16 protein-coding genes are annotated in these 19,233 nt (G+C 68.3%); 10 read left to right on the forward strand and 6 right to left on the reverse strand.

Going from position 1 to position 19,233, the window contains the following annotated elements; all coding sequences use genetic code 11:
* Positions 1-4: 4 nt before the first annotated feature.
* The 3 genes from FBX97_RS03465 to FBX97_RS03475 are packed head-to-tail and all read right to left on the reverse strand — an operon-like array spanning position 5 to position 4,423.
* Positions 5-2,707 (reverse strand): EAL domain-containing protein, encoded by a 2,703-nt coding sequence (locus FBX97_RS03465; protein WP_141828833.1) that lies wholly within the window; start codon positions 2,705-2,707, stop codon positions 5-7.
* Complete coding sequence (locus FBX97_RS03470; RefSeq protein ID WP_255517275.1) at positions 2,704-3,153, reverse strand: phosphate ABC transporter substrate-binding protein; 450 nt, start codon at positions 3,151-3,153, stop codon at positions 2,704-2,706. Before FBX97_RS03470 ends, FBX97_RS03465 begins: the two co-directional genes overlap by 4 nt.
* 1 nt (position 3,154) lies before the next feature.
* On the reverse strand, positions 3,155-4,423 hold the full coding sequence (locus FBX97_RS03475) for a hypothetical protein (protein ID WP_141828834.1): 1,269 nt from the start codon (positions 4,421-4,423) through the stop codon (positions 3,155-3,157).
* 362 nt (positions 4,424-4,785) lie between these two features.
* Here FBX97_RS03475 and FBX97_RS03480 point away from each other — a divergent pair, with 362 nt between their 5' ends.
* From FBX97_RS03480 to FBX97_RS03495, 4 genes are all read left to right on the forward strand, one after another.
* On the forward strand, positions 4,786-5,163 hold the full coding sequence (locus tag FBX97_RS03480; RefSeq protein WP_141828835.1) for a hypothetical protein: 378 nt from the start codon (positions 4,786-4,788) through the stop codon (positions 5,161-5,163).
* Between the two features lie 83 nt (positions 5,164-5,246).
* Positions 5,247-6,518, forward strand: a complete 1,272-nt coding sequence (locus FBX97_RS03485) for a TolC family protein (protein WP_141828836.1) — start codon at positions 5,247-5,249, stop codon at positions 6,516-6,518.
* An 8-nt stretch (positions 6,519-6,526) separates the two neighbouring features.
* On the forward strand, positions 6,527-7,747 hold the full coding sequence (locus FBX97_RS03490; RefSeq protein ID WP_141828837.1) for an efflux RND transporter periplasmic adaptor subunit: 1,221 nt from the start codon (positions 6,527-6,529) through the stop codon (positions 7,745-7,747).
* Positions 7,748-7,757: 10 nt separating this feature from the next.
* Positions 7,758-10,880, forward strand: coding sequence for an efflux RND transporter permease subunit (locus FBX97_RS03495; RefSeq protein WP_141828838.1), 3,123 nt, complete (start codon positions 7,758-7,760; stop codon positions 10,878-10,880).
* Here the strand turns inward: FBX97_RS03495 and FBX97_RS03500 are convergent.
* Together FBX97_RS03500 and FBX97_RS03505 are read right to left on the reverse strand one after the other, a co-directional pair.
* Entirely contained in the window at positions 10,877-11,395 is a 519-nt protein-coding gene (locus FBX97_RS03500) for a YgjP-like metallopeptidase domain-containing protein (RefSeq protein WP_141828839.1), read from the reverse strand. The genes FBX97_RS03495 and FBX97_RS03500 overlap by 4 nt on opposite strands.
* A 179-nt stretch (positions 11,396-11,574) precedes the next feature.
* Positions 11,575-11,913 (reverse strand): KGG domain-containing protein, encoded by a 339-nt coding sequence (locus tag FBX97_RS03505; protein WP_141828840.1) that lies wholly within the window; start codon positions 11,911-11,913, stop codon positions 11,575-11,577.
* A 215-nt stretch (positions 11,914-12,128) separates the two neighbouring features.
* On the opposite strand from FBX97_RS03505, the gene purU reads away from it, so the two are divergent.
* From purU to FBX97_RS03520, 3 genes are read left to right on the forward strand one after another with little or no spacing between them, the layout of a single operon-like run.
* Positions 12,129-12,998: a formyltetrahydrofolate deformylase gene (gene purU, locus FBX97_RS03510; protein ID WP_141828841.1), complete on the forward strand. Its 870-nt coding sequence runs from the start codon at positions 12,129-12,131 to the stop codon at positions 12,996-12,998.
* A 37-nt stretch (positions 12,999-13,035) separates the two neighbouring features.
* Positions 13,036-13,578, forward strand: coding sequence for a YaeQ family protein (locus FBX97_RS03515; protein ID WP_141828842.1), 543 nt, complete (start codon positions 13,036-13,038; stop codon positions 13,576-13,578).
* A 45-nt stretch (positions 13,579-13,623) separates the two neighbouring features.
* Positions 13,624-14,091, forward strand: coding sequence for a copper chaperone PCu(A)C (locus tag FBX97_RS03520; RefSeq protein ID WP_141828843.1), 468 nt, complete (start codon positions 13,624-13,626; stop codon positions 14,089-14,091).
* 45 nt (positions 14,092-14,136) lie between these two features.
* Here the strand turns inward: FBX97_RS03520 and FBX97_RS03525 are convergent, their stop codons facing one another.
* The gene (locus FBX97_RS03525) at positions 14,137-14,913 is read right to left on the reverse strand and encodes a head GIN domain-containing protein (RefSeq protein ID WP_185748455.1); all 777 of its coding nucleotides are present in this window, start codon (positions 14,911-14,913) and stop codon (positions 14,137-14,139) included.
* A 182-nt stretch (positions 14,914-15,095) separates the two neighbouring features.
* Here FBX97_RS03525 and FBX97_RS03530 point away from each other — a divergent pair, with 182 nt between their 5' ends.
* The 3 genes from FBX97_RS03530 (at position 15,096) to asnB (ending at position 19,218) form a co-directional block, all read left to right on the forward strand.
* Positions 15,096-15,803: a DNA-binding protein gene (locus tag FBX97_RS03530; protein WP_141828845.1), complete on the forward strand. Its 708-nt coding sequence runs from the start codon at positions 15,096-15,098 to the stop codon at positions 15,801-15,803.
* Positions 15,804-16,002: 199 nt separating this feature from the next.
* Complete coding sequence (locus FBX97_RS03535) at positions 16,003-17,124, forward strand: type IV pilus twitching motility protein PilT (RefSeq protein ID WP_141830838.1); 1,122 nt, start codon at positions 16,003-16,005, stop codon at positions 17,122-17,124.
* Between the two features lie 174 nt (positions 17,125-17,298).
* Complete coding sequence (asnB, locus tag FBX97_RS03540; protein ID WP_185748456.1) at positions 17,299-19,218, forward strand: asparagine synthase (glutamine-hydrolyzing); 1,920 nt, start codon at positions 17,299-17,301, stop codon at positions 19,216-19,218.
* Positions 19,219-19,233: the final 15 nt, after the last annotated feature.

Raw genomic sequence — 19,233 nt, forward strand, 5'->3', positions numbered from 1 at the left:
CCGTTCATGCTACCAGTTTTGCGGGCGGGGGGCTTGGCCTGGGCAGGGCCTCCGGCTGGTCATGCAGCAGCGCGGCGATGCGCTGTGCCGGCACCGGCGGACTGAACAGGTAACCCTGCATTTCGTCGCACTCGTGGGCGCGCAGGAAGTCGCGCTGTTCCTCGGTCTCGACGCCTTCGGCGATCACCCGCAGGTCGAGGCGGTGGCCGAGCGAGATCACGGCCAGCGCGATCGCCTGGTCGTCCGGACTGTCGGCGAGGTCGCGTACGAAGGACTTGTCGATCTTCAGGGTGCTGATCGGGAAGGACTTCAGCGCCGACAGGCTCGAATAGCCGGTGCCGAAGTCGTCGATCGACAGCGACACGCCCATCGCCTTGAGTTCCTCCATGCGGCCGAGGGCGCCGTTCAGGTCGCGCATCAGCAGGCTCTCGGTGACTTCCAGTTCGAGCGCGCCGGGCGGCAGGCCGGATGCCTGCAGCGCTGCGGCGACGCGTCCGACCAGGTGCTTTTCCTCGAACTGGCGCGCCGAGACGTTGACCGACACGGTGAGGGGTTCAAGCCCGGCCCGGCGCCACTGCTGGGCCTGGCTACAGGCGGTTCGCAGGACCCATTCGCCGATGGCGACGATCAGGCCCGACTCCTCGGCCAGGCCGATGAAGCGCGCCGGCGACACGAGGCCGTGCTCCGGATGGTGCCAGCGGATCAGCGCCTCGACCCCGAACAGGCGGCCGCTGCGCAGGTCGATCTTGGGCTGGTACAGCAGGTGGAAGCCGTTGCCGTCCGGGGTCTCCTGGCCCGCGGCCTCGGCCGCCAGCGTGGCGTCGAGCGCCTGGCGCAGGCCTTCCATCAGCACCAGCTTTTCCTCGAGGCTGGCGTTCATTTCGCGCGTATAGAACTGGAAGTTGTGCTTGCCCAGGTCCTTGGCGCGGTACATCGCGGCATCGGCATTCATCATCAGGGTCTTCGGGTCGTCGCCGTCGCGCGGGTACATCACCACCCCCATGCTGCAGCCGACCTGCACCGCCTGGCCGTCGACCAGCACCGGCGCGCCGACCGCGTCGCGGATACTTTCCAGCAGCGGATTCAGGGCCTGCGCACTGTCGCTCACGTCCGGCAGCAGGATCACGAACTCGTCGCCGCCCAGGCGGCCCAGCGTGTCGCCGCCGCGCAGGCAGCCCTGCATGCGCGCCGCGATCGCCTGCAGCAGCGCATCGCCGGCGTTGTGGCCGAGGCCGTCGTTGACCAGCTTGAAGCCGTCCAGGTCGACGAAGGCCAGTGCCAGGCAGCCGCCTTCCTCGCGCGCCTTGCGCATCGCCCCTTCCAGGCGGTCGCGGATCAGGGTGCGGTTGGGTAGGCCGGTCAGCTCGTCGTGGTGGGCCAGGTGGCGGATCCGGTCTTCGGTCAGCTTGCGCTCGGTGATGTCGCGCACCGTGGCCACCACGCCGTTCTCGACCTGCACCACCTGGCGCTGCAGCCAGCGGCCGGTGGCCGGCGGCGTCACCGCCTGCCATTCGCCCTCGGCCACGCCGCCGTGCACGGCCACGCGCGCCAGCTCGTCGAAGATGCCGTTTTCCATATAGGACGGCATCATCACCGAGAGCGGGCAGCCGTGCATCGCATCCCTGGCGTAGCCCGTGAGCTCCTCGCCCGGGCGGTTGGTTTCCTCGACCGTGAAGTCGCTCACGGCGCCGCCCGCGCCGTAGACGCAGCGCAGCACGAAGATCGCGTCCAGGCTGGCCTCGGATGCGGCCGCATAGGTCTCGTGGGCGCGCCGTTCGCGCCGGCGCGCCTTGGCCAGCTGCCACGACCAGGCGCTGACCAGGCCGGTCAGCGCCACCAGCAGCAGGCTGCCGGCCAGCGCCGCCGCCAGGTAGTTGGCGCGGCGCTGCTCGAATTCGGCCATCTGCTCGGCCCTGGACAGGCCGACCACCGCCGCCAGCGGGAAGCCGTGCAGGCGGCGCACGCCGAGCCAGCGCGCCACGCCGTCGGGCACCGTCACCTCGGCGCCGCTGGCATCTTTCTCCATGGCGTCGACGTCGATCGTCTGCCCCCAGGACAGGCGTTCGCCGACGCGCTGCGCGCGCGTGACGCCGTCGCTGCCGACCAGCGCCAGCAGGCCGTGCTCGCCCTCGCGCGAGCGTTCGTAGGCGCTGGTGAAATAGGCCGGGTCGACGTCGACGACGGCGATGCCGCCGAAGCCGCCGCCGGCAGCCTCGATGCGGCGCGTGAAACGCAGGTGCGGTTCTTCCGGCGTGCCCCCGGTGCGGCTGACGAAGGGCTGGGCGCCGCCGTCGCGGTGCACGGTGAACCAGGGCTCGTGCGCGACGTCGTGCAGCGGCCGGTCCGGATTACTGGCGACGATGCGGCCGTCGCGGTCGGCGATCGCCACCGCGAACACCAGGCCGGGCGGCAGCAGGCCCTGGCGGCGCAGGGCCGGCAGCGCCCCGGCGGGACCGTCCACCTGCACCGCGAACTTGATCACCTTCAGGGTCTGGTCGATCGCGTTCAGGTTGCGCGCCACCTGGGCTTCGTAGGTCTCGACCAGTTCGTGCAAGGCGTCGCGCGCGGTGTTGGCCGCAGTGCTGCGTTCGGCGTCGATGAAGTGGAAGGTCGAGATCCAGATCGCGGCCAGCGGCAACAGGGCGAACAGCGGCAGCACGAAATGGGTCTCGAGCAGGCGCCCGAACCAGGAACGGGCACGCATCATTGGACCACCAGGACGGTGCGTACGCTCGGATCGAGCGCGGTGCGGTCGATGTAGCCGATCGTATCCGGATTGTCGGCCACGCGGCGCCGCACCGCGGCGCTGTCGGCGGCTTCGGCCGGCGGCTGGCCACGCCCGGTGAACACCATCTTCGACCACCAGGCCTTGAGCAGAGCCGGGGTCTTGTTGGTGACGCGCAGGTAGAACTCGTCGCGCAGCGGGGCGCCGAGGCGCTGGTCGAGCGGCGCCGCTTCGGTGCCGTCCGGGAAGCGTGCGCTCTGGCCGAGGAAGATCGCCGCCACCTGGTCGGCGCGCAGCGCCGTCAGCGGACTCTTGGCGGACACGATCACCACCAGTTCGGCGGCCGCGGCGGACGCCGTCGGACCGAACAGCAGGGCCGACAGCAGGAACGCGGCGGCGGTGTGACGGAATAGCTTGACGCGGCCCATGTCAGTACACGAAGTCGAGAGCGACGCTGGCGACATGCGTCGTGCGGCCGGACACGAAGCCGGGCGTCTGGTTGATCAGGGTGCCGCGCGAACCGCGGTGCGGCGTGACGCGGTCGTACTGCAGCTTGAGCGCCATGTTGGTGCCCAGGTCCCAGCGCACGCCGGCGCTGCTCGAGGTCTGCTCGGGGATCGTGGCCAGTATCCCGTTGAGGATCTGGTTCAGGGCCGCGCCGCGGGCGGCCAGCGCCGGCGGCAAACCGGCCAGCGGCAGGCCGGGGTCATTCGTCGCGCTGGTGGCGTGCACGCGCGCCCAGGTGAGGTAGGGCGTGAAGCTGCCCTGGCGCCAGCCGGCGCTGGCATACACGCTGCGGGTCGCGCCCAGCAGCGAATGGGTGATCGAGCGGCTGGCTTCGGCCATCGCGAACCAGCGGCCGGGATCGTAGTTGACGCCGAGGCTGGCGACGCTGTAGCGCTTGTGGTCGATCGCGTAGGCACGCGTGAGGGCGGCGCCGGCCGGGCCGAAGGCGTCGAAGGCGTCGAACAGCGCGATGCCGATGTCGGTCGTGGCTTCGGTGTCGATCACGCTGGCGCGCACGCTGAGCGCGCCCCAGTCGCTGGTATTGGCCAGGCCGGTAATGTGCCGGCCATAGGCGCGCCGCGGCTTGCCCAGGCCGACGTCGGCGTAACCGTAGAACACCTGCGACACGTTGCGCAGCGGCCCCAGGCTCCAGCGATAGTTGACGTCGGCGCCGTCGCCGCTCGTGAACGGCATCGAGCCGTAGGCTTCCACCGGCGGGCGTACCCACGGATAGATGTAGCCGACCTTGCGGTATTCGGCCGCCAGGAACATCGGCAGCGCCATGCGGCCCACGCGCAGCGCCAGTTCCGGGGTCGCCTGGTATTTGATGTTGGCCCATTCCACGCGCGGGCGGTAGCTGTTGTCCAGGTCCTGTTCGCTGACTACCTGCAGCACCGCCGACCAGCGCTTGCTCAGCGCCAGGTCGAGCTGCAGGCCGAGGCGGGTGTCGACGTCCGCGCTCCAGCGCCGGGTGGCGCCGGCGCCGTGCTTCTTCAGCACCGACGACGTGAAGTCGGCGTGGCGTTCGCTGGCATGGACCAGGCCGACCGTGCCGAAGCCGGAGACAGACAAGGACGGGGAGACACTGGAGGCCGCGCCCGCGCCATCCTCGGCATGGGCGCCGCCGCCGGTCATCAGGCCGAGCGCGAGCCCGGTAAAGGTCAGGAAGTGACGACGGAACGGTTGCTGCATGTGCTGGTTTCTACATAGGCCCTGCCTCTTCGCGGCCAGCATGATTCACGGATGGCCGGAACGGAGTGCGCATTGGCGGCCTGCTGGGACAAGGCAGGCCGGGCGCACGAGTGTGCGCGACCGTTGACTGTAAACGTAGCCTCCTGGAAAGTCGATGGATTTCCGCTGACTCTTATGCAATTTGTAAAATATTGTTGCGTATAGGTAACTATGTGGGCGGGGGCGGCGGTGGCCCTGTGCGGCAATGGCGATCGTCGTGTCGGGATGGGGCCGCAGCGGATGAGCGCCACGAAAATGCCCTGCGGCGCCGATTGAAGGTATCATTGCGAAAGCATTCAATCACGTCAGGTCAACCACCAACCATGCCGATGCGCCGCTGGGTCCTCATTCTCCTGCTGCTGGTCTATCCATTCCAGGTCGCCCTGGCGATGGCGGACAAGTGCTGCGTGACGACTGCGGCCGGCGTGACCCACCACGTGGCGCCGACGGTGACGATGCAGGACGACGGCAGGGCTGCCGCGCCCGAACCGGTGTTCCTGGCCGATGACGACGGCCCCTCGATGGCCGATCCGCATTGTCCGGCCTGCATGTTCGGCCACATCCTGACGCTGCCGTCCGAGGCCGGCGTCATCCCGGCCCGGCCGCATCATGGGCCGGCCGTCGCAGTCGTTCCGTCCTTGCGCGACTCGCTGCCCGCAGCGCGTCCCGAACGTCCCAAATGGCCTGCCGCCGCTGAGTAGCGCGCAGGTTTTCCCTTTTTCCGCGAGCCGCGAGGCCCGCGCCCGCCTGCGCGCCTGAACGTCATCGTTATCAGGAGCAGACCATGGACCCACGATCCATGCGGCCGGCGCGCATGCCTGCCGCATTTCTTTTCGCATTTCTTGTTGCAGGCGGCGTCGCCGCACAGCCTGCACCCACTGTAGCCGTTGCTGCGCCGCTGACCCTGGCGGATGCGATCCGGCGCGCCCTCGAGCAGCCTGCCGTGCGCGCCGCCGCCCATGAGGTGGCGGCCAGCGACGCTGCCGCCGGCCAGGCCGGCAACTACCCGAACCCGGCACTTTCCTGGCTGCGCGAAGGCCAGCAGGCCGGCACCCGCAGCACCACCGTGCAGATCAGCCAGCCGATCGAGCTGGGCGGCAAGCGCCAGGCCCGCATCGCGCTGGCGCGCAGCGAGGCCGACCTCGCGCGGGGCGAACTGGCGCTGCGCCGGCGCGCCATCCGCGCCGACGTCATCGCCGCCTGGTACACGGTGCTGGTGGCGCAGGACAGCCATGCGCTGGCCCGGGAGCTGGCCGGACTGGCGCAGCGCAGCGTCGACGTGGCCGCCAGGCGGGTCGCGACCGGCAAGGTGTCGCCGATCGACGAGACCCGGGCCCGCCTCGGCGCGGTCGATGCCGCCACCGAGCTGACCCGCACCCGCGCCGAACTGGACGTCGCCCGCGCCCGGCTGGGCGCACTGGTCGGCGCCGCGCCCCCGTCCATCGCACTGGACGGCGCCGCCGATGCGCTGCCCGAACCGCCGCCGCGGCCGGCTCTGCAGGCACGCGTGGCCGGCAGCGGCGCCGTGGCGCGCGCCCGCAGCCGGCTGGCGGCGCAGGAAGCGCAGGCCGGGGTCGAGCGCGCGGCCCGCATCCCCGACCTGACTATCACGCTGGGCAGCCAACGCGAGGATGCGCCCGAACTGCGCACGCCCGGACGCAGGCAGGCCGTGTTCGGCATATCGGTGCCGCTGCCGCTGTTCGACCGCAACGAAGGCCGCCTGGCCGCGGCGCTGCGCCGCACCGACAAGGCGCGCGACGAGCTGGCCGCCGCCGAGCGCGCGGCCGGCGCCGACCTCGACGCCGCCTGGACCCGCTACGCCGCCGCCCGCGAAGAAGCCACGCTGCTGCAGCGCGACGCCATCCCGCACGCCTACAGCGCCTGGACACTGACCCTGCGCGGCTTTGAAGCCGGCAAGTTCGGCTTTCTCGACGTCCTCGACGCCCAGCGCACCTGGTTTCAGGCGCGCGTGCGCCGCGCCGGCGCGCTGCTGGCGGCCTGGCGCGCCTATGCCGACATCGAGCGCCTGGCCGGCGCCGACGCCCCATCCGAATGAGAACGAACATGACAAGTAAACAGAAATGGACGATCGCGCTGATGTGCGCGGTCGCCGCCGTGCTGGCCGCCCTGATGCTGTGGCGCCAGCCCGCAGTACCCGCCGGCGCCGGCCACGACGCCCACCAGGATTCCCACGGCCACGACGACCGCCACCCGGCGGAGGGCGGCCCGCCGGCCGCCGCCGGCGACAACGTGGTCGCGATGAGCGACGCCCAGGTCAAGGCCAACGGCATCGCCATCGACAGCGCGCGCCCGGCGCTGATCGGCGAACGCCTGCACCTGCCGGCCCGCATCGCGGCGAATGGCGAGCGTACCGTGGCGCTGGCGGCGCCGGCCCAGGGCATCGTGCAATCGGTGGCGGTATCGGTCGGCAGCGCGGTGCGCAAGGGCCAGGCGCTGGCCGTGATCCGCAGCCCGGCGGTGGCGCAGTGGCGCGCCGAACTCGCCGCCGCGCGCCAGCGCCAGGCCTTGGCACGCACGACCTACGAGCGCGAGAAAAGCCTGTGGGAACAGCGCATCTCGGCGCGCCAGGACCTCGACGCCGCCGACGCCGCGCTGAAGGAAGCCGGGATCGCCGTGCAGGCGGCGCGCCAGCGGCTCGATGCGCTCGCCATCGGCGGCGGCGGCGGCCTCAGTGTCGGCATATCGAGTGCGCTGACGGTGCGCGCACCGCTGGACGGCGTGGTGGTCGACAAGCCGGCGGTGGCCGGCCAGGCGGTCGACGACAGCAAGCCGCTGTTGACGATTGCCGATTTGTCGCAGGTGTGGGTCGAAGCGGCGGTTCCGGCGGGCAGCCTGGGCCAGGTCGGCACCGGCATGGCGGCCCAGGTCAGCATCGGCGCCCGGCCGCAGCCGATCGAGGGCAAGGTCGACCTGGTCGGGCCGGTTCTGGGCGAAGCCTCGCGCATGGCCACGGCGCGCATCGTGCTGGCGAACCCCCGGGGTGCGCTGCGGCCCGGCATGCTGGCCAGCGTCGACCTGCTGGGGCCGGCCTCGACCGTGGCGGTGACGGTGGCCAGCGATGCCATCCAGACCGTCCACGAGCGTCCGGTGGTGTTCGTGCGCAGCGCGGGCGGTTTCCGCGCCCAGGCCGTCACCCTGGGGCGCATGGACGGCAAGCGCACCGAGATCGTCAGCGGCCTGGCGGCCGGCACGCCGTATGCCACCGCCGGCAGCTTCCTGCTCAAGGCCGATCTCGGCAAGGGCGAAGCCGAACACGAGGATTGAGCGAGCGACCATGTTCCAGAAACTCATCGAATTTGCCATCGCCCGGCGCTGGCTGGTGCTGTTCGCCGTCGCCTGCCTGGGCGGCCTCGGCGTCTACAGCTACGGACGCCTGCCGATCGACGCCGTGCCCGACATCACCAACGTGCAGGTGCAGATCAACACCGCCGCCCCCGGCTACTCGCCGCTCGAAGCCGAGCAGCGCATCACCTTCCCGATCGAGAGCGTGATGAATGGCCTGCCGCGGCTGGAGAGCACGCGCTCGCTGTCGAAGTACGGGCTGTCCCAGGTGACCGTGGTGTTCAAGGACGGCACCGACATCTATTTCGCGCGCCAGCTGGTGAACGAGCGACTGCAGGAAGCGCGCGCGGGCCTGCCGGAGGGCGTCGAACCCGGGCTGGGACCGACCGCCACCGGCCTGGGCGAGATCTTCTACTGGACCGTGGAAGCGAAGGAGGGCGCGCGCAAGCCGGACGGCAAGCCGTACACGCCGGCCGACCTGCGCGAGATCCAGGACTGGATCGTCGCGCCCCAGCTGCGCGGCGTGCCCGGCGTGACCGAGGTGAACACCATCGGCGGCCACCTCAAGGAATACCAGGTGGCGCCCGACATGGACAAGCTGGCGGCGCACGGCCTGTCGCTGGGCGCGCTGCACGACGCCCTCGAGCGCAACAACACCAACGCCGGCGCCGGCTACATCGAGCGCGGCGGCGAACAGTTCGTGGTGCGCGCGCCGGGCCAGGTGCAGTCGCTCGACCAGATCCGCGACATCGTGCTGGCGCTGGCCGACGGCATGCCGCTGCGGGTGCGCGACGTCGCCGCGGTCGAGCCGGGACGCGCGCTGCGTACCGGGGCCGCCACCGAGAACGGGCGCGAAGTGGTGCTGGGCGCGGTGTTCATGCTGATCGGCGAGAACAGCCGCGCCGTGGCCGAAAGCGCGCGTGTCAAACTGGCGCAGGTGAACCGCTCGCTGCCGGCCGGGGTGCAGGCGCTGCCGGTGTACGACCGCTCGGTGCTGGTCAACAAGGCCATCGCCACCGTGCGCGGCAACCTGCTGGAAGGGGCGGTGCTGGTGATCGCCATCCTGTTCCTTTTTCTGGGCAACCTGCGCGCGGCGCTGGTGACGGCGCTGGTGATCCCGCTGTCGATGCTGATGGTGTTCACGGGCATGGTGCAGGCCGGGGTCAGCGCCAACCTGATGAGCCTGGGCGCGCTCGACTTCGGCATCATCGTCGACGGCGCCGTGGTGATCGTCGAGAACTGTATCCGGCGCCTGGGCGCGGCCCAGGCCCGGCATGGGCGCCTGCTGACGCAGCAAGAACGCTTCGCGGAAGTCGCCGCGGCGGCTGCAGAGGCGCGCCGCCCGCTGCTGTTCGGCCAGCTGATCATCATTACCGTCTACCTGCCGATCTTCGCCCTGTCCGGGGTCGAGGGGCGGATGTTCCACCCGATGGCGATCACGGTGGTGATGGCGCTGGCGGCGGCGATGCTGCTGTCGGTGACCTTCGTGCCGGCGGCGGTGGCGCTGTGCGTGTCCGGGAAAGTGGCCGAGCACGAGAACCGGCTGGTGCACGGCGCGCGCCGCCTCTACCTGCCGCTGCTGGACCGGGTGCTGGGCAACCGCCCGGTGGCGCTGGTTTTCGCCGTGCTGGCCGTGCTGCTGTCCGGGATGCTGGCGACGCGCCTGGGCACCGAGTTCGCCCCCAACCTGGACGAGGGCGATCTCGCCGTGCTGACCATGCGCATTCCGGGCACCGGCCTGCAGCAGTCGGTGGCGATGCAGCAGCACCTGGAAAGCGCGCTGCTGCAGCAGTTCCCGGAAATCGAGCGCATGTTCGCGCGCATCGGCACTGCCGAGGTGGCGACCGACCCGATGCCGCCGAACGCCGCCGACAGCTACATCATCCTGCGTCCCGAGCGCGACTGGCCGGCGCCGCGCAAGACCCATGCCGAGCTGGTCGCCGCCATCACGGAAGCGGCGGGGCGCATCCCGGGCAACAACTACGAGTTCTCGCAGCCGATCCAGCTGCGCTTCAACGAACTGATTTCCGGCGTGCGCAGCGATGTCGCCGTCAAGGTGTTCGGCGACGATCCGGCGGCGATGGCGGCCACCGTGCAGCAGGTGGCGCGGGTATTGAAAGGCGTGCCGGGCGCTGCCGAGGTCAAGGTCGAGCAGGTCGAAGGCTTGCCGGCGCTGACGCTCAGGGTAGACCGCGCCAGGGCCGCGCGCTACGGCCTGAACGTGGCCGACGTCCAGGAGACTTTCGGTGCGCTGGTCGGCGGCCGCGATGCCGGCACCGTGTTCGAGGGCGACCGCCGCTTCGCGCTCACGATCCGGCTCGGCGAAGGGCAGCGCAACGACATCGACGTCCTGCGCCGCATGCCGGTCGCGCTGCCGGCGGTGGAGGGGCGTCCCGCCGCCAGCATCCCGCTGTCCGAGATTGCCACCCTGGATTTCGTGCCGGAGGCAAACCAGATCAGCCGCGAAAACGGCAAGCGCCGCATCGTCGTCAGCGCCAACGTGCGCGGGCGCGACCTCGGTTCCTTCGTCGGCGAGGTGCAGGCGCGGCTGGCGCAGGTGAAGCTGCCGCCGGGCACCTGGCTGGGCCTGGGCGGCCAGTTCGAGAACCTGCAGGCCGCCAGCCGGCGCCTGGCACTGGTGATCCCGGCGGCACTGGCGCTGGTGTTCGCGCTGCTGTATTTGATGTTCAACAGCGTCAAGGACGGCCTGCTGGTCTTCAGCGGCATCCCGTTCGCGATGAGCGGCGGCGTGCTGGCGCTGTGGCTGCGCGGCCTGCCGCTGTCGATCTCGGCGGCGATCGGCTTCATCGCGCTGTCCGGGGTGGCGGTGCTGAACGGCCTGGTGATGATCTCGTTCGTGCGCACGCTGCGCGAGCAGGGCATGGGACCGGAACAGGCGATGCGCGAAGGGGCGCAGGTGCGGCTGCGGGCGGTGCTGATGACGGCGCTGGTGGCCTCGCTCGGCTTCCTGCCGATGGCGCTGGCGACCAGCACCGGGGCCGAGGTGCAGCGGCCGCTGGCGACGGTGGTGATCGGCGGCATCCTGTCGTCGACGGCACTGACGTTGTTGATCCTGCCGGCTTTATATACCTGGGCCCACCGGAAAGAGCGTTAAGCCCACAGCCTGTCCCCGCCCAGCTCGAGCTGGGTGAGGTACAGGCGCACGTCGAATTCGAGCTGGTGGTAGTCCGGCTCCATCCAGCAGCACAGTTTATAGAAGGCCTTGTCGTGTTCCTTTTCCTTCAGGTGCGCCAGCTCGTGTACGGCGATCATGCGCAGGAATGCGGGCGGGGCGTCGCGGAACACGGTGCCGATGCGGATCTCGCGCTTGGCCTTCAATTTACCGCCCTGGACGCGCGAGATCTGCGTGTGCAGGCCGAGCGCCTGCTGCACGATGGCGATCTTGCTGTCGTATTCGACCTTGGTCACCGGATCGGCGTTGCGCAGGTATTCGTCCTTCAGGTCCTGCACGTAGCCGTACAAGGCCTTGTCGGTGCGGATGGCGTGGGCGTCCGGGTAGCGCTGGCGCAGGTGGTCGGCCAGGCGGCCGTCGTCGATAAGGCGGCGGACCTGGACCAGCAGGTGCTCGGGATAGGCGCCGAGGTATTTCAGGTGGGCGGGGGAGGACACGGACGAAGAATGCGGGTAAAAGCGCACTCTAGCACAAGGTGGCGCGGAAGATTGTCGGTAGCCAGGATGCGAGGGGAAGACCGCGCCCGGTGACGAGCGGCGCGGACGATCCCGGTTCAGATGATCAAGATGATGCGGATGATGGATAAGGACAACGGGGTTGCTGGTCGATGCTTGCCTTATTCCTCCTTGCTGCTGCCCTGGCGGTTGCCGGGCTTGGCCGCCGCTGCGGCGCGGTTGGCCGATTGCCGGCTTTCCCCGCCCTTGCGGCCGATGTCGGCCATGTGGGCGCGGTTGCGGCTGACCACTTCCCCGCCTTTCTGGCCGGCGCGGCGCGCTTCTTCCGAGTCGAACTCGTGCGCCGTACCCTTCTGGTGGGCGGCCTGGCCACCCTTGCTGGCGATTTGACGCTGCTGGTTCTGGTCCATCGCTGCGAAACCGCGCTTGGCAGGCTGGCTTTTCTGCTCGCTGCCGCCCGAGCCTGCAGCGCTCTTGCCGCCGTCCTTGCTTGTCGCCATATCGATCTCCTTGTGCCTGTCGGTGAACAATCAAACCCGAGCGTCCTGGATGCGCTCGTGCGTTTAGAGAGGCAGGGGATGCGATAGTTCCGCTGGCTTGGGGCGCGGCGCACCAAAAAACGGCAGGGAGCGCGTCACGATCCGGAAGTGCTTAATATGCAATACGTGCGACAATGTCCAGCCCGACATTTTGCTTGCCCTCACGGGCTCTTCTCATGGCGTATCCTGAATATATCCTGACCCTGTCCTGCCTCGACCAGCGCGGCATCGTGCTGCGGGTCTCGGGCTTTCTGGCCGAGCACGGCTGCAACATCATCGATTCCGACCAGTTCGGCGACGCCGAATCGAAGCTGTTCTTCATGCGCGTGCACTTCGCGCTGGAAGACGCGAACGTGAGCGATGCCGCGCTGCGCGCCGGCTTCGACGCCCTGTGCGCGAACCTGGATGCCAAGGGCGAGCTGCACGACACCGCACGCAAGCCGCGTGTGATGCTGATGGTGTCGAAGATCGGCCACTGCCTGAACGACCTGCTGTTCCGCTACCGCAGCGGCCTGCTGCCGGTGGAGATTCCGGCGATCGTTTCCAACCATATGGAGTTCTACCAGCTCGCGGCCAGTTACAATATCCCTTTCCACCACTTGCCGCTCGAGGCCGGTGCCAGCGAATCGGCCAAGCGCGCACAGGAAGCGCGCGTGATCGAACTGCTCGACACCCACCGCATCGACCTGGTCGTGCTGGCGCGCTACATGCAGATCCTGTCGCCGGAACTGTGTCAGGCACTGAAGGGAAGGGCAATCAACATCCACCATTCCTTCCTGCCCAGCTTCAAGGGAGCGCGTCCGTATGCCCAGGCCCACAAGCGTGGCGTGAAGCTTATCGGCGCCACCGCCCACTTCGTCACCGGCGACCTGGACGAGGGCCCGATCATCGAGCAGGACGTCGAACGGGTCGACCACGCGATGAGCGTGGACGAGCTGACGGCGATCGGACGCGACGTCGAGAGCGTCGTGCTGGCGCGTGCGGTCAAGTGCTTCGTGGAACACCGTATCCTGCTGAACGGCGACAAGACCGTCGTCTTCAACTGATGCGCCTTTGAACCGACAAGAAAGTTAGAACGCCCCGATGGCCCTGAAAGCAACGATCTACAAGGCAGACCTGAACATTGCGGACATGGACCGCAACTATTACCAGGAGCACGCGCTCACCATCGCGCGCCATCCTTCGGAAACCGACGAGCGCGTGATGATCCGCCTGCTCGCCTTTGCCTTGCACGCCGACCCGGCGCTCACCTTCGGCAAGGACCTGTTCGACGTCGAGGAACCGGCCCTGTGGCTGAAGGACCTGACCGGCGCCATCGACACCTGGATCGAAGTCGGCCAGCCCGACGAACGGCGCCTGATGAAGGCCAGCGGCCAGTCGAATCAGGTGATCGTGTACAGCTACAGCGCCACCAGCCACATCTGGTTCAAGCAGCTCGCCAGCAAGATCGAGCGCGCCAGGAAGATCACCATCGTCAACATCCTGCCCGAGACCAGCGCCGCCCTCGAGCGCCTGTGCAGCCGCAACATGCAGCTGCAGTGCACGATCCAGGACGGGCAGGTGTGGATCACCGACGGTACCGAGACCGTGCAGGTGGAGCGCGAGACGCTGACGGCGCCGCGTTGAGCGGCGATATAATCGACGTGCTCCTATTACTCACCAGGTAACGCCATGTTCAAACGCATCGCCCTGCTGGCCGCCGCCGGCCTGCTGTCCACCGCCGCCTTGGCCCAATCCCAGGTCCAGCCGTCTGTGAACGTCGTCGACCCGTGGATCCGCGCCACCGTCCCGGCCCAGAAGGCCACCGGCGCCTTCATGCAGCTGAAAGCCGCCAAGGCGGCGCGCCTGCTGGCGGCCAGCACCCCGGCCGCCGGCCGCGTCGAGATCCACCAGATGGAGATGCAGGGCCAGACCATGCGCATGCATGCGGTCGACGGCATCGACCTGCCGGCCGGCCAGGCCGTCAACCTGGCGTCCGGCGGCTACCACATCATGCTGCTCGACCTGAAGCGCCAGTTGAAGGAAGGCGAACAGGTGCCGATGACCCTGACGGTGCAGGGCGCCGACGGCAAGCGCGACAGCGTCAACCTGACGGTGCCGGTCAAGCCGCTGGCCTATAGCGCACAAGGCGGCCACTGAGCGCGCATTGAGCCGCCACTGGGCCGCTACCGAGCGGCTCAGGCATCAGCGCGGGTCGCCGCCGGCGCGGCGCACGCCGCCCGAGCCCGCGACCGACTTGCGCACGCGCGGGTCGCCGTAGTACTCGACGTCGCCCGAGCCGGCAACCGACACGTTCAGGTCGTTGCGGGTCCACACCTTGGCGTCGCCCGAACCGGCGATATTCACCTTGGCGTCGTCGCTGCGCACGTGCGCCAGGTCGACGTCGCCCGAGCCGGCGATCGACAGCGACAGGCTGCGCACGCTGCCTTCGTCGACCCGCAGGTCGCCGCTGCCGCTGACGTTGGCGCGCAGATCGGCGCCCTCGGCCTTGCGCACCCTGACGTCGCCCGAACCGCCGATGGCGATCTGCATGCGCTCGCCGCGCACGGCGTCGGCATCGATGTCGCCGGAGCCGGACACCGACAAGCGCTCGATCTCGCGCGCCTGGACGATGAACTTCAGGTTGCGCGTCTTCGGCATCATGTGGTCCTTGGCGCGGATTTTCAGCGTGCCGTCTTCGACCACGGTCTCGATCAGCGGCAGCAGGTTGGCGTCGGTCTCGACCGTGATGCCTTCGCGGCCGCCGCTGCGGATCTCGACCTTGCCCGGCAGCGACAGCGCGACGCCGCTGAAGGCGCCCAGCTCGCGCGCCTGGCGCTGCACGTTGCCGTTACCCTGCACCTGTTCGCCCTTGCTCCAGTCCCAGTCGCGGGCCTGGGTGGCGGGGAGGGCGAAGGCGGCACCGAGGGCGAGGACGCAGGCGGCGGCGAGCAGGCGGCTGTTCGGGCGGGTCGTGTTCATCTTGTTATCTCCGTGAAAAGTGGCTGGACGTTTGCATCCTAGGCAAACGGGCCGGTGCATGCGCGGATTTTGCGACGAAGTGCGCAATTGCCACACCAGAGTGCCGCCGGCTGGAGCGAACGGTACGCCGTCCAGTATGATACGAGCCTTCCGATTTACCCTTGATGGATTAGAGAACAGACATGGCAGCCGAAGAAGTGACATTCGACCAGGTGGCAACAGCGGCAAGCGGCCTGCAGGACGCGGGCGAGGCGGTGACGCTCGACGCGGTGCGCGCGGCACTCGATGCCGATGGCGTGCAGGCGACCGCGGGCACCGTCTACAAGCACCTGGCCGACTGGCGCGCGGCGCATGTGCCGGCCCCGGCAGCCCCTGCGGCGGAACTGCCGCCGGCACTACTGGCGGGCCTGGCCGACTGGGCGCGCCAGTTCGCGCACGAGGCCGGCGCCGCCGACCGCGAAGCGCTGGCCCGTGCCGGCGACGACATGCAATCCCTGATCGACGCCGGTGACGAACTGGAAGCCGCGCGCGCCGAACTCAGCGGCCAGGTGGCGGCGGCGTCGGCCGAACGCGACGAGATGCTGGCCCAGCTGGCCGACCGTGACGAAACCATCGAGCGCCTGACGGCCGAGCTGAGCAACGCCAAGCAGGTGGCGATGGATGCGCTGGTCGGCAAGGCCAAGGACCAGCTGGCGATCGAAGGCAAGGACGCCCAGCTGGCCGACCTGCGCGCCCAGATCGAACGCAACGTGACGGCCGCCGCGGCACTGTCCGATGCGCGCCTGGCGGCCGAGATGGAACTGGTCGGCGCAGCGACCGCGCGCGACAGCCTGGCGGCGGAGCTCAGGGATGTGCGGGCACAGCTGGATGTGCTGCGCAACCGGCGTTAAGCCTGTTTTCGCCGGCACCTTCTGAATGTCGTCCCCGCGCAGGCGGGGACCCATGCGGCAACCGCGCCAGGGAGCACTGAAGCGCCGATCGGCGGTTGTTAATTTGCCACGCTGCCGTCGAAAAAATATATTTCCAAGTGGAACTTTGTATTGGCCCTGGTTTTATAATTAATGCATCGCCTGTTTCAGCCCTTGCATGATGGAATATCACCAGTCCTCGCAGATTCCCACCCTGTCGTACATCGAAAACGAAGACCACCCGGTGTTCGGCACCTTGGTCGAGCAGATCCTGCATCTGCTGAATTCGAAGCTGGTGTTTTCCGACGTCATCATCCACCAGAACAGTCCCTTGATGCTACGCCAGCCGAAGGGGCTGGTGGCGGTGACCGATTCGCCGATCACCCGCGAGGAACTGGAAGAATTCTTCGACGTCATCGAGCCGAACTGGGCCGAGCGCATCGCCGACCGCGCGTTCGACCGCTCGATCGACCTGCACACGGCGCGCATCCGCGCCAACTGCTTCAGCTTCCAGGGCAAGAAGCGCCTCGGCTGCGTGATCCGGCGCTTCCCGAAGGAGCCGCTGGGCTTGCATGAGCTCGGCCTGCATGCCGACGAACTCGAATTCGCGCGCCTGACCAGCGGCCTGGTCCTGATCATCGGCGACACCTGCCAGGGCAAGTCGACCACGATCGCGTCGATGCTCGACGAGATCAACAAACGGCGCTCGGGCCACATCATCACCATCGAAGACCCAGTCGAGACCCTGATCCCGCAGCGCAAGTGCATCATTACCCAGCGCGAGGTCGGCCTCGACGGCGACGTCGAGAGCTATTACCTCGGTGCGCTGGACGCCCTGCGCGAACGGCCCGACGTGATCGTGATCGGTGAAATCCGCGACGCCCAGACCGCCCAGGAAGCGCTGGCCCTGGCCGAGTCCGGCCCGCTGGTGCTGGCCACGCTGCACGCGCGCTCGACCGAGCTCGGCCTGCAAAAGATGCTGCGCCTGCTGGGCAATTCCGACGCCCAGGGCCAGGCGCTGGCGCATGCGCTTCGCGGCGTGCTGTGCCAGGCGCTGCTGCCGTCGAAGCAGGGCAACCGGTATCACCTGGCCACCGAGTGCCTGAGCCTGAACCCGACGGTGGCGGCCATGATCGAGCAGGGCGACCTGGGCGCCATCCGCGGCCACATGAATGCCGGCCATGCGCCCGGCTGCCATACGATGAACAGCGTGCTGGAAGCGCTGCTGGCGACGCACAAGGTGGGCGTCGACGATGCGCGCGCGGCCACCACGGATCGGATTGGATTCGCTGAAATGGTGTAAGGGAAATAGCCCATCGGTAGCCCTTAACAGTACTCTTCGCAGTGCTTTCCCGCTTTTTTTGATGCCTTCGCGCTGGCGCAATACCGGCGCCTGTTGCGTGCCTCAACATCTGCCGGGTGTGCGCCAGAACACGGCACCGTTCGCGCATGCCTTCAAGAAAAGGAGATGCGTGCAATGTGCGGAATCAGTGGGATTGTCAACAAGAACGCCTCGGCCGTCAGTCCCGGCGCAATCAAGGGCATCAACGATTTGATCGCCCACCGTGGCCCGGACGACGAAGGTTTTTTCTTTGGCGAGCACTTCGCACTCGGGCACCGGCGCCTGTCGATCCTCGACCTGTCGCCGGACGGGCACCAGCCGATGCACTACCAGGACAGGTACGTCATCACCTTCAACGGCGAGATCTACAATTACCTCGAAATCCGCGAGGAACTGCTGCAGGACGGCTACCGCTTCGTGTCGAAGACCGACACCGAAGTCATCCTCTGCGCCTATGACAAATGGGGACCGGCCTGTGTCGAGCGCTTCAACGGCATGTGGGGTTTCTGCCTGTACGACCGTGAAAGGCAGGTCCTGTTCTGCAGCCGCGACCGCTTCGGCGTGAAGCCCTTCTATTACGCGGACACGCCGCAGAAATTCATCTTCGGCTCCGAAATCAAGCAGGTGCTGGCCGGCCGCGGCGGCCCCGCGGTGGCCAACATGCGCGCGGTACGCGACTTCCTGATCGAAGGCTATTCCGATCACACGCAGGAAACCTTTTTCGAGGGCGTGGTCGCGCTGCCGGCCGGCCACAACCTGGTGTATTCGCTGGCGGACCACAGCGCCGAGCTGTCGCGCTATTACGCGCTGGCCGCGCCGCCCGAGGTCGAGGCGCTCGACGAACCCTCGGCCATCGCACGCTTCCGTGCCGAGCTGAAACGCTCGATCGGCTACCGGCTGCGCTCGGACGTCAAGGTCGGCACCTGCCTCAGCGGCGGGCTGGACAGCTCCAGCATCGCCAGCCTGTCGGCCGCGCTGTACCACGAAGCCAGCCCGGACCGCTTCCAGGCGATCCACGCCAACAGCGGCATCGACGAGATCGACGAAAGCGCTTACGCGCGCGAAGTCGCCAAGGCCGGCGGGATCGACCTGTTCGTCATCGAGCCCAGTGCCGACGAATTCATCCGGGCCATCGACGAAGTCGTGTACTGCCAGGAAGAGCCGTTTGCGGCGCCGTCGATCTTCATGCAGTATTTCGTGTTCAAGAAGGCCAAGGAAATCGGCTGCAAGGTGATGCTGGACGGGCAGGGCGGCGACGAGACCCTGCTCGGCTACGAACGCTACTACGCGGCCTACCTGCATTCGCTGCCCTGGCGCGACGCCATCGGCGAACTGTTCGTGATGCGCAATCACTCCAAGCTGTCGCTGTCCGAACTGCTCGGCAGCTTCATGTATTTTTCGATCTCGCGCCTGCGCATCTGGCGCCTGCGCCGCAAGTTCGCCTACATCAAGCCCGAATACCTGCTGCAGTTCCCGAACATCCGCAAGCTGAGCAAGGGCTACCGCGACATCCGCGCCATGCAGAAACTCGAAATCGAAAGCTTCCAGCTGCCGCACCTGCTGCGCTACGAAGACCGCAATTCGATGCGCCACTCGATCGAGGCGCGCCTGCCTTTCCTCGACTACAAGCTGGTCGAGGCCGCCTTCGGCATGAACAACCATTTCAAGATCAAGGACGGCTGGACCAAGCACGTGCTGCGGGTCGCGATGGACGGCCTGGTGCCGAAGAATATCCTGTGGCGCAAGGTCAAGCTGGGCTTCGAAGCGCCGGCCGACGCCTGGATCAAGGCGGCCAGCGCCAGCATGCGAGCGACCATCGGCGGCTCCGCCATCGTGGCCGGCATGTGCAAGGAAGCACTCAACTTCGACAAGATCGACAATGTGACCTTCTGGAAGCTCTACAGCATCGCCAAATGGGAAGCCGTGTATTCGGTGCAGGCGTCCAGGATCCCGGACGAGGTCCGCGCCGCCAGGCCGGCGCAGAGCGGGGCGTTTGCGCACCGTGCCCCGACCGCGCCCTCGGCGCTGCAGGTGCGCCGCGGCCAGTTCGATTGACGCGGCCATGCCTGG

The sequence above is a fragment of the Herbaspirillum sp. SJZ107 genome (genome assembly GCF_006715485.1).
GTDB lineage: Bacteria > Pseudomonadota > Gammaproteobacteria > Burkholderiales > Burkholderiaceae_D > Telluria.

What these genes read in the sequence shown, in the direction of transcription:
- FBX97_RS03465 (WP_141828833.1), bottom strand. Translation starts at nt 2,707, where the DNA reads ATGATGCGTGCCCGTTCCTGGTTCGGGCGCCTGCTCGAGACCCATTTC.
- FBX97_RS03470 (WP_255517275.1), bottom strand. Translation starts at nt 3,153, where the DNA reads ATGGGCCGCGTCAAGCTATTCCGTCACACCGCCGCCGCGTTCCTGCTG.
- FBX97_RS03475 (WP_141828834.1), bottom strand. Translation starts at nt 4,423, where the DNA reads ATGCAGCAACCGTTCCGTCGTCACTTCCTGACCTTTACCGGGCTCGCG.
- FBX97_RS03480 (WP_141828835.1), top strand. Translation starts at nt 4,786, where the DNA reads ATGCCGATGCGCCGCTGGGTCCTCATTCTCCTGCTGCTGGTCTATCCA.
- FBX97_RS03485 (WP_141828836.1), top strand. Translation starts at nt 5,247, where the DNA reads ATGGACCCACGATCCATGCGGCCGGCGCGCATGCCTGCCGCATTTCTT.
- FBX97_RS03490 (WP_141828837.1), top strand. Translation starts at nt 6,527, where the DNA reads ATGACAAGTAAACAGAAATGGACGATCGCGCTGATGTGCGCGGTCGCC.
- FBX97_RS03495 (WP_141828838.1), top strand. Translation starts at nt 7,758, where the DNA reads ATGTTCCAGAAACTCATCGAATTTGCCATCGCCCGGCGCTGGCTGGTG.
- FBX97_RS03505 (WP_141828840.1), bottom strand. Translation starts at nt 11,913, where the DNA reads ATGGCGACAAGCAAGGACGGCGGCAAGAGCGCTGCAGGCTCGGGCGGC.
- purU (WP_141828841.1), top strand. Translation starts at nt 12,129, where the DNA reads ATGGCGTATCCTGAATATATCCTGACCCTGTCCTGCCTCGACCAGCGC.
- FBX97_RS03515 (WP_141828842.1), top strand. Translation starts at nt 13,036, where the DNA reads ATGGCCCTGAAAGCAACGATCTACAAGGCAGACCTGAACATTGCGGAC.
- FBX97_RS03520 (WP_141828843.1), top strand. Translation starts at nt 13,624, where the DNA reads ATGTTCAAACGCATCGCCCTGCTGGCCGCCGCCGGCCTGCTGTCCACC.
- FBX97_RS03525 (WP_185748455.1), bottom strand. Translation starts at nt 14,913, where the DNA reads ATGAACACGACCCGCCCGAACAGCCGCCTGCTCGCCGCCGCCTGCGTC.
- FBX97_RS03530 (WP_141828845.1), top strand. Translation starts at nt 15,096, where the DNA reads ATGGCAGCCGAAGAAGTGACATTCGACCAGGTGGCAACAGCGGCAAGC.
- FBX97_RS03535 (WP_141830838.1), top strand. Translation starts at nt 16,003, where the DNA reads ATGGAATATCACCAGTCCTCGCAGATTCCCACCCTGTCGTACATCGAA.
- asnB (WP_185748456.1), top strand. Translation starts at nt 17,299, where the DNA reads ATGTGCGGAATCAGTGGGATTGTCAACAAGAACGCCTCGGCCGTCAGT.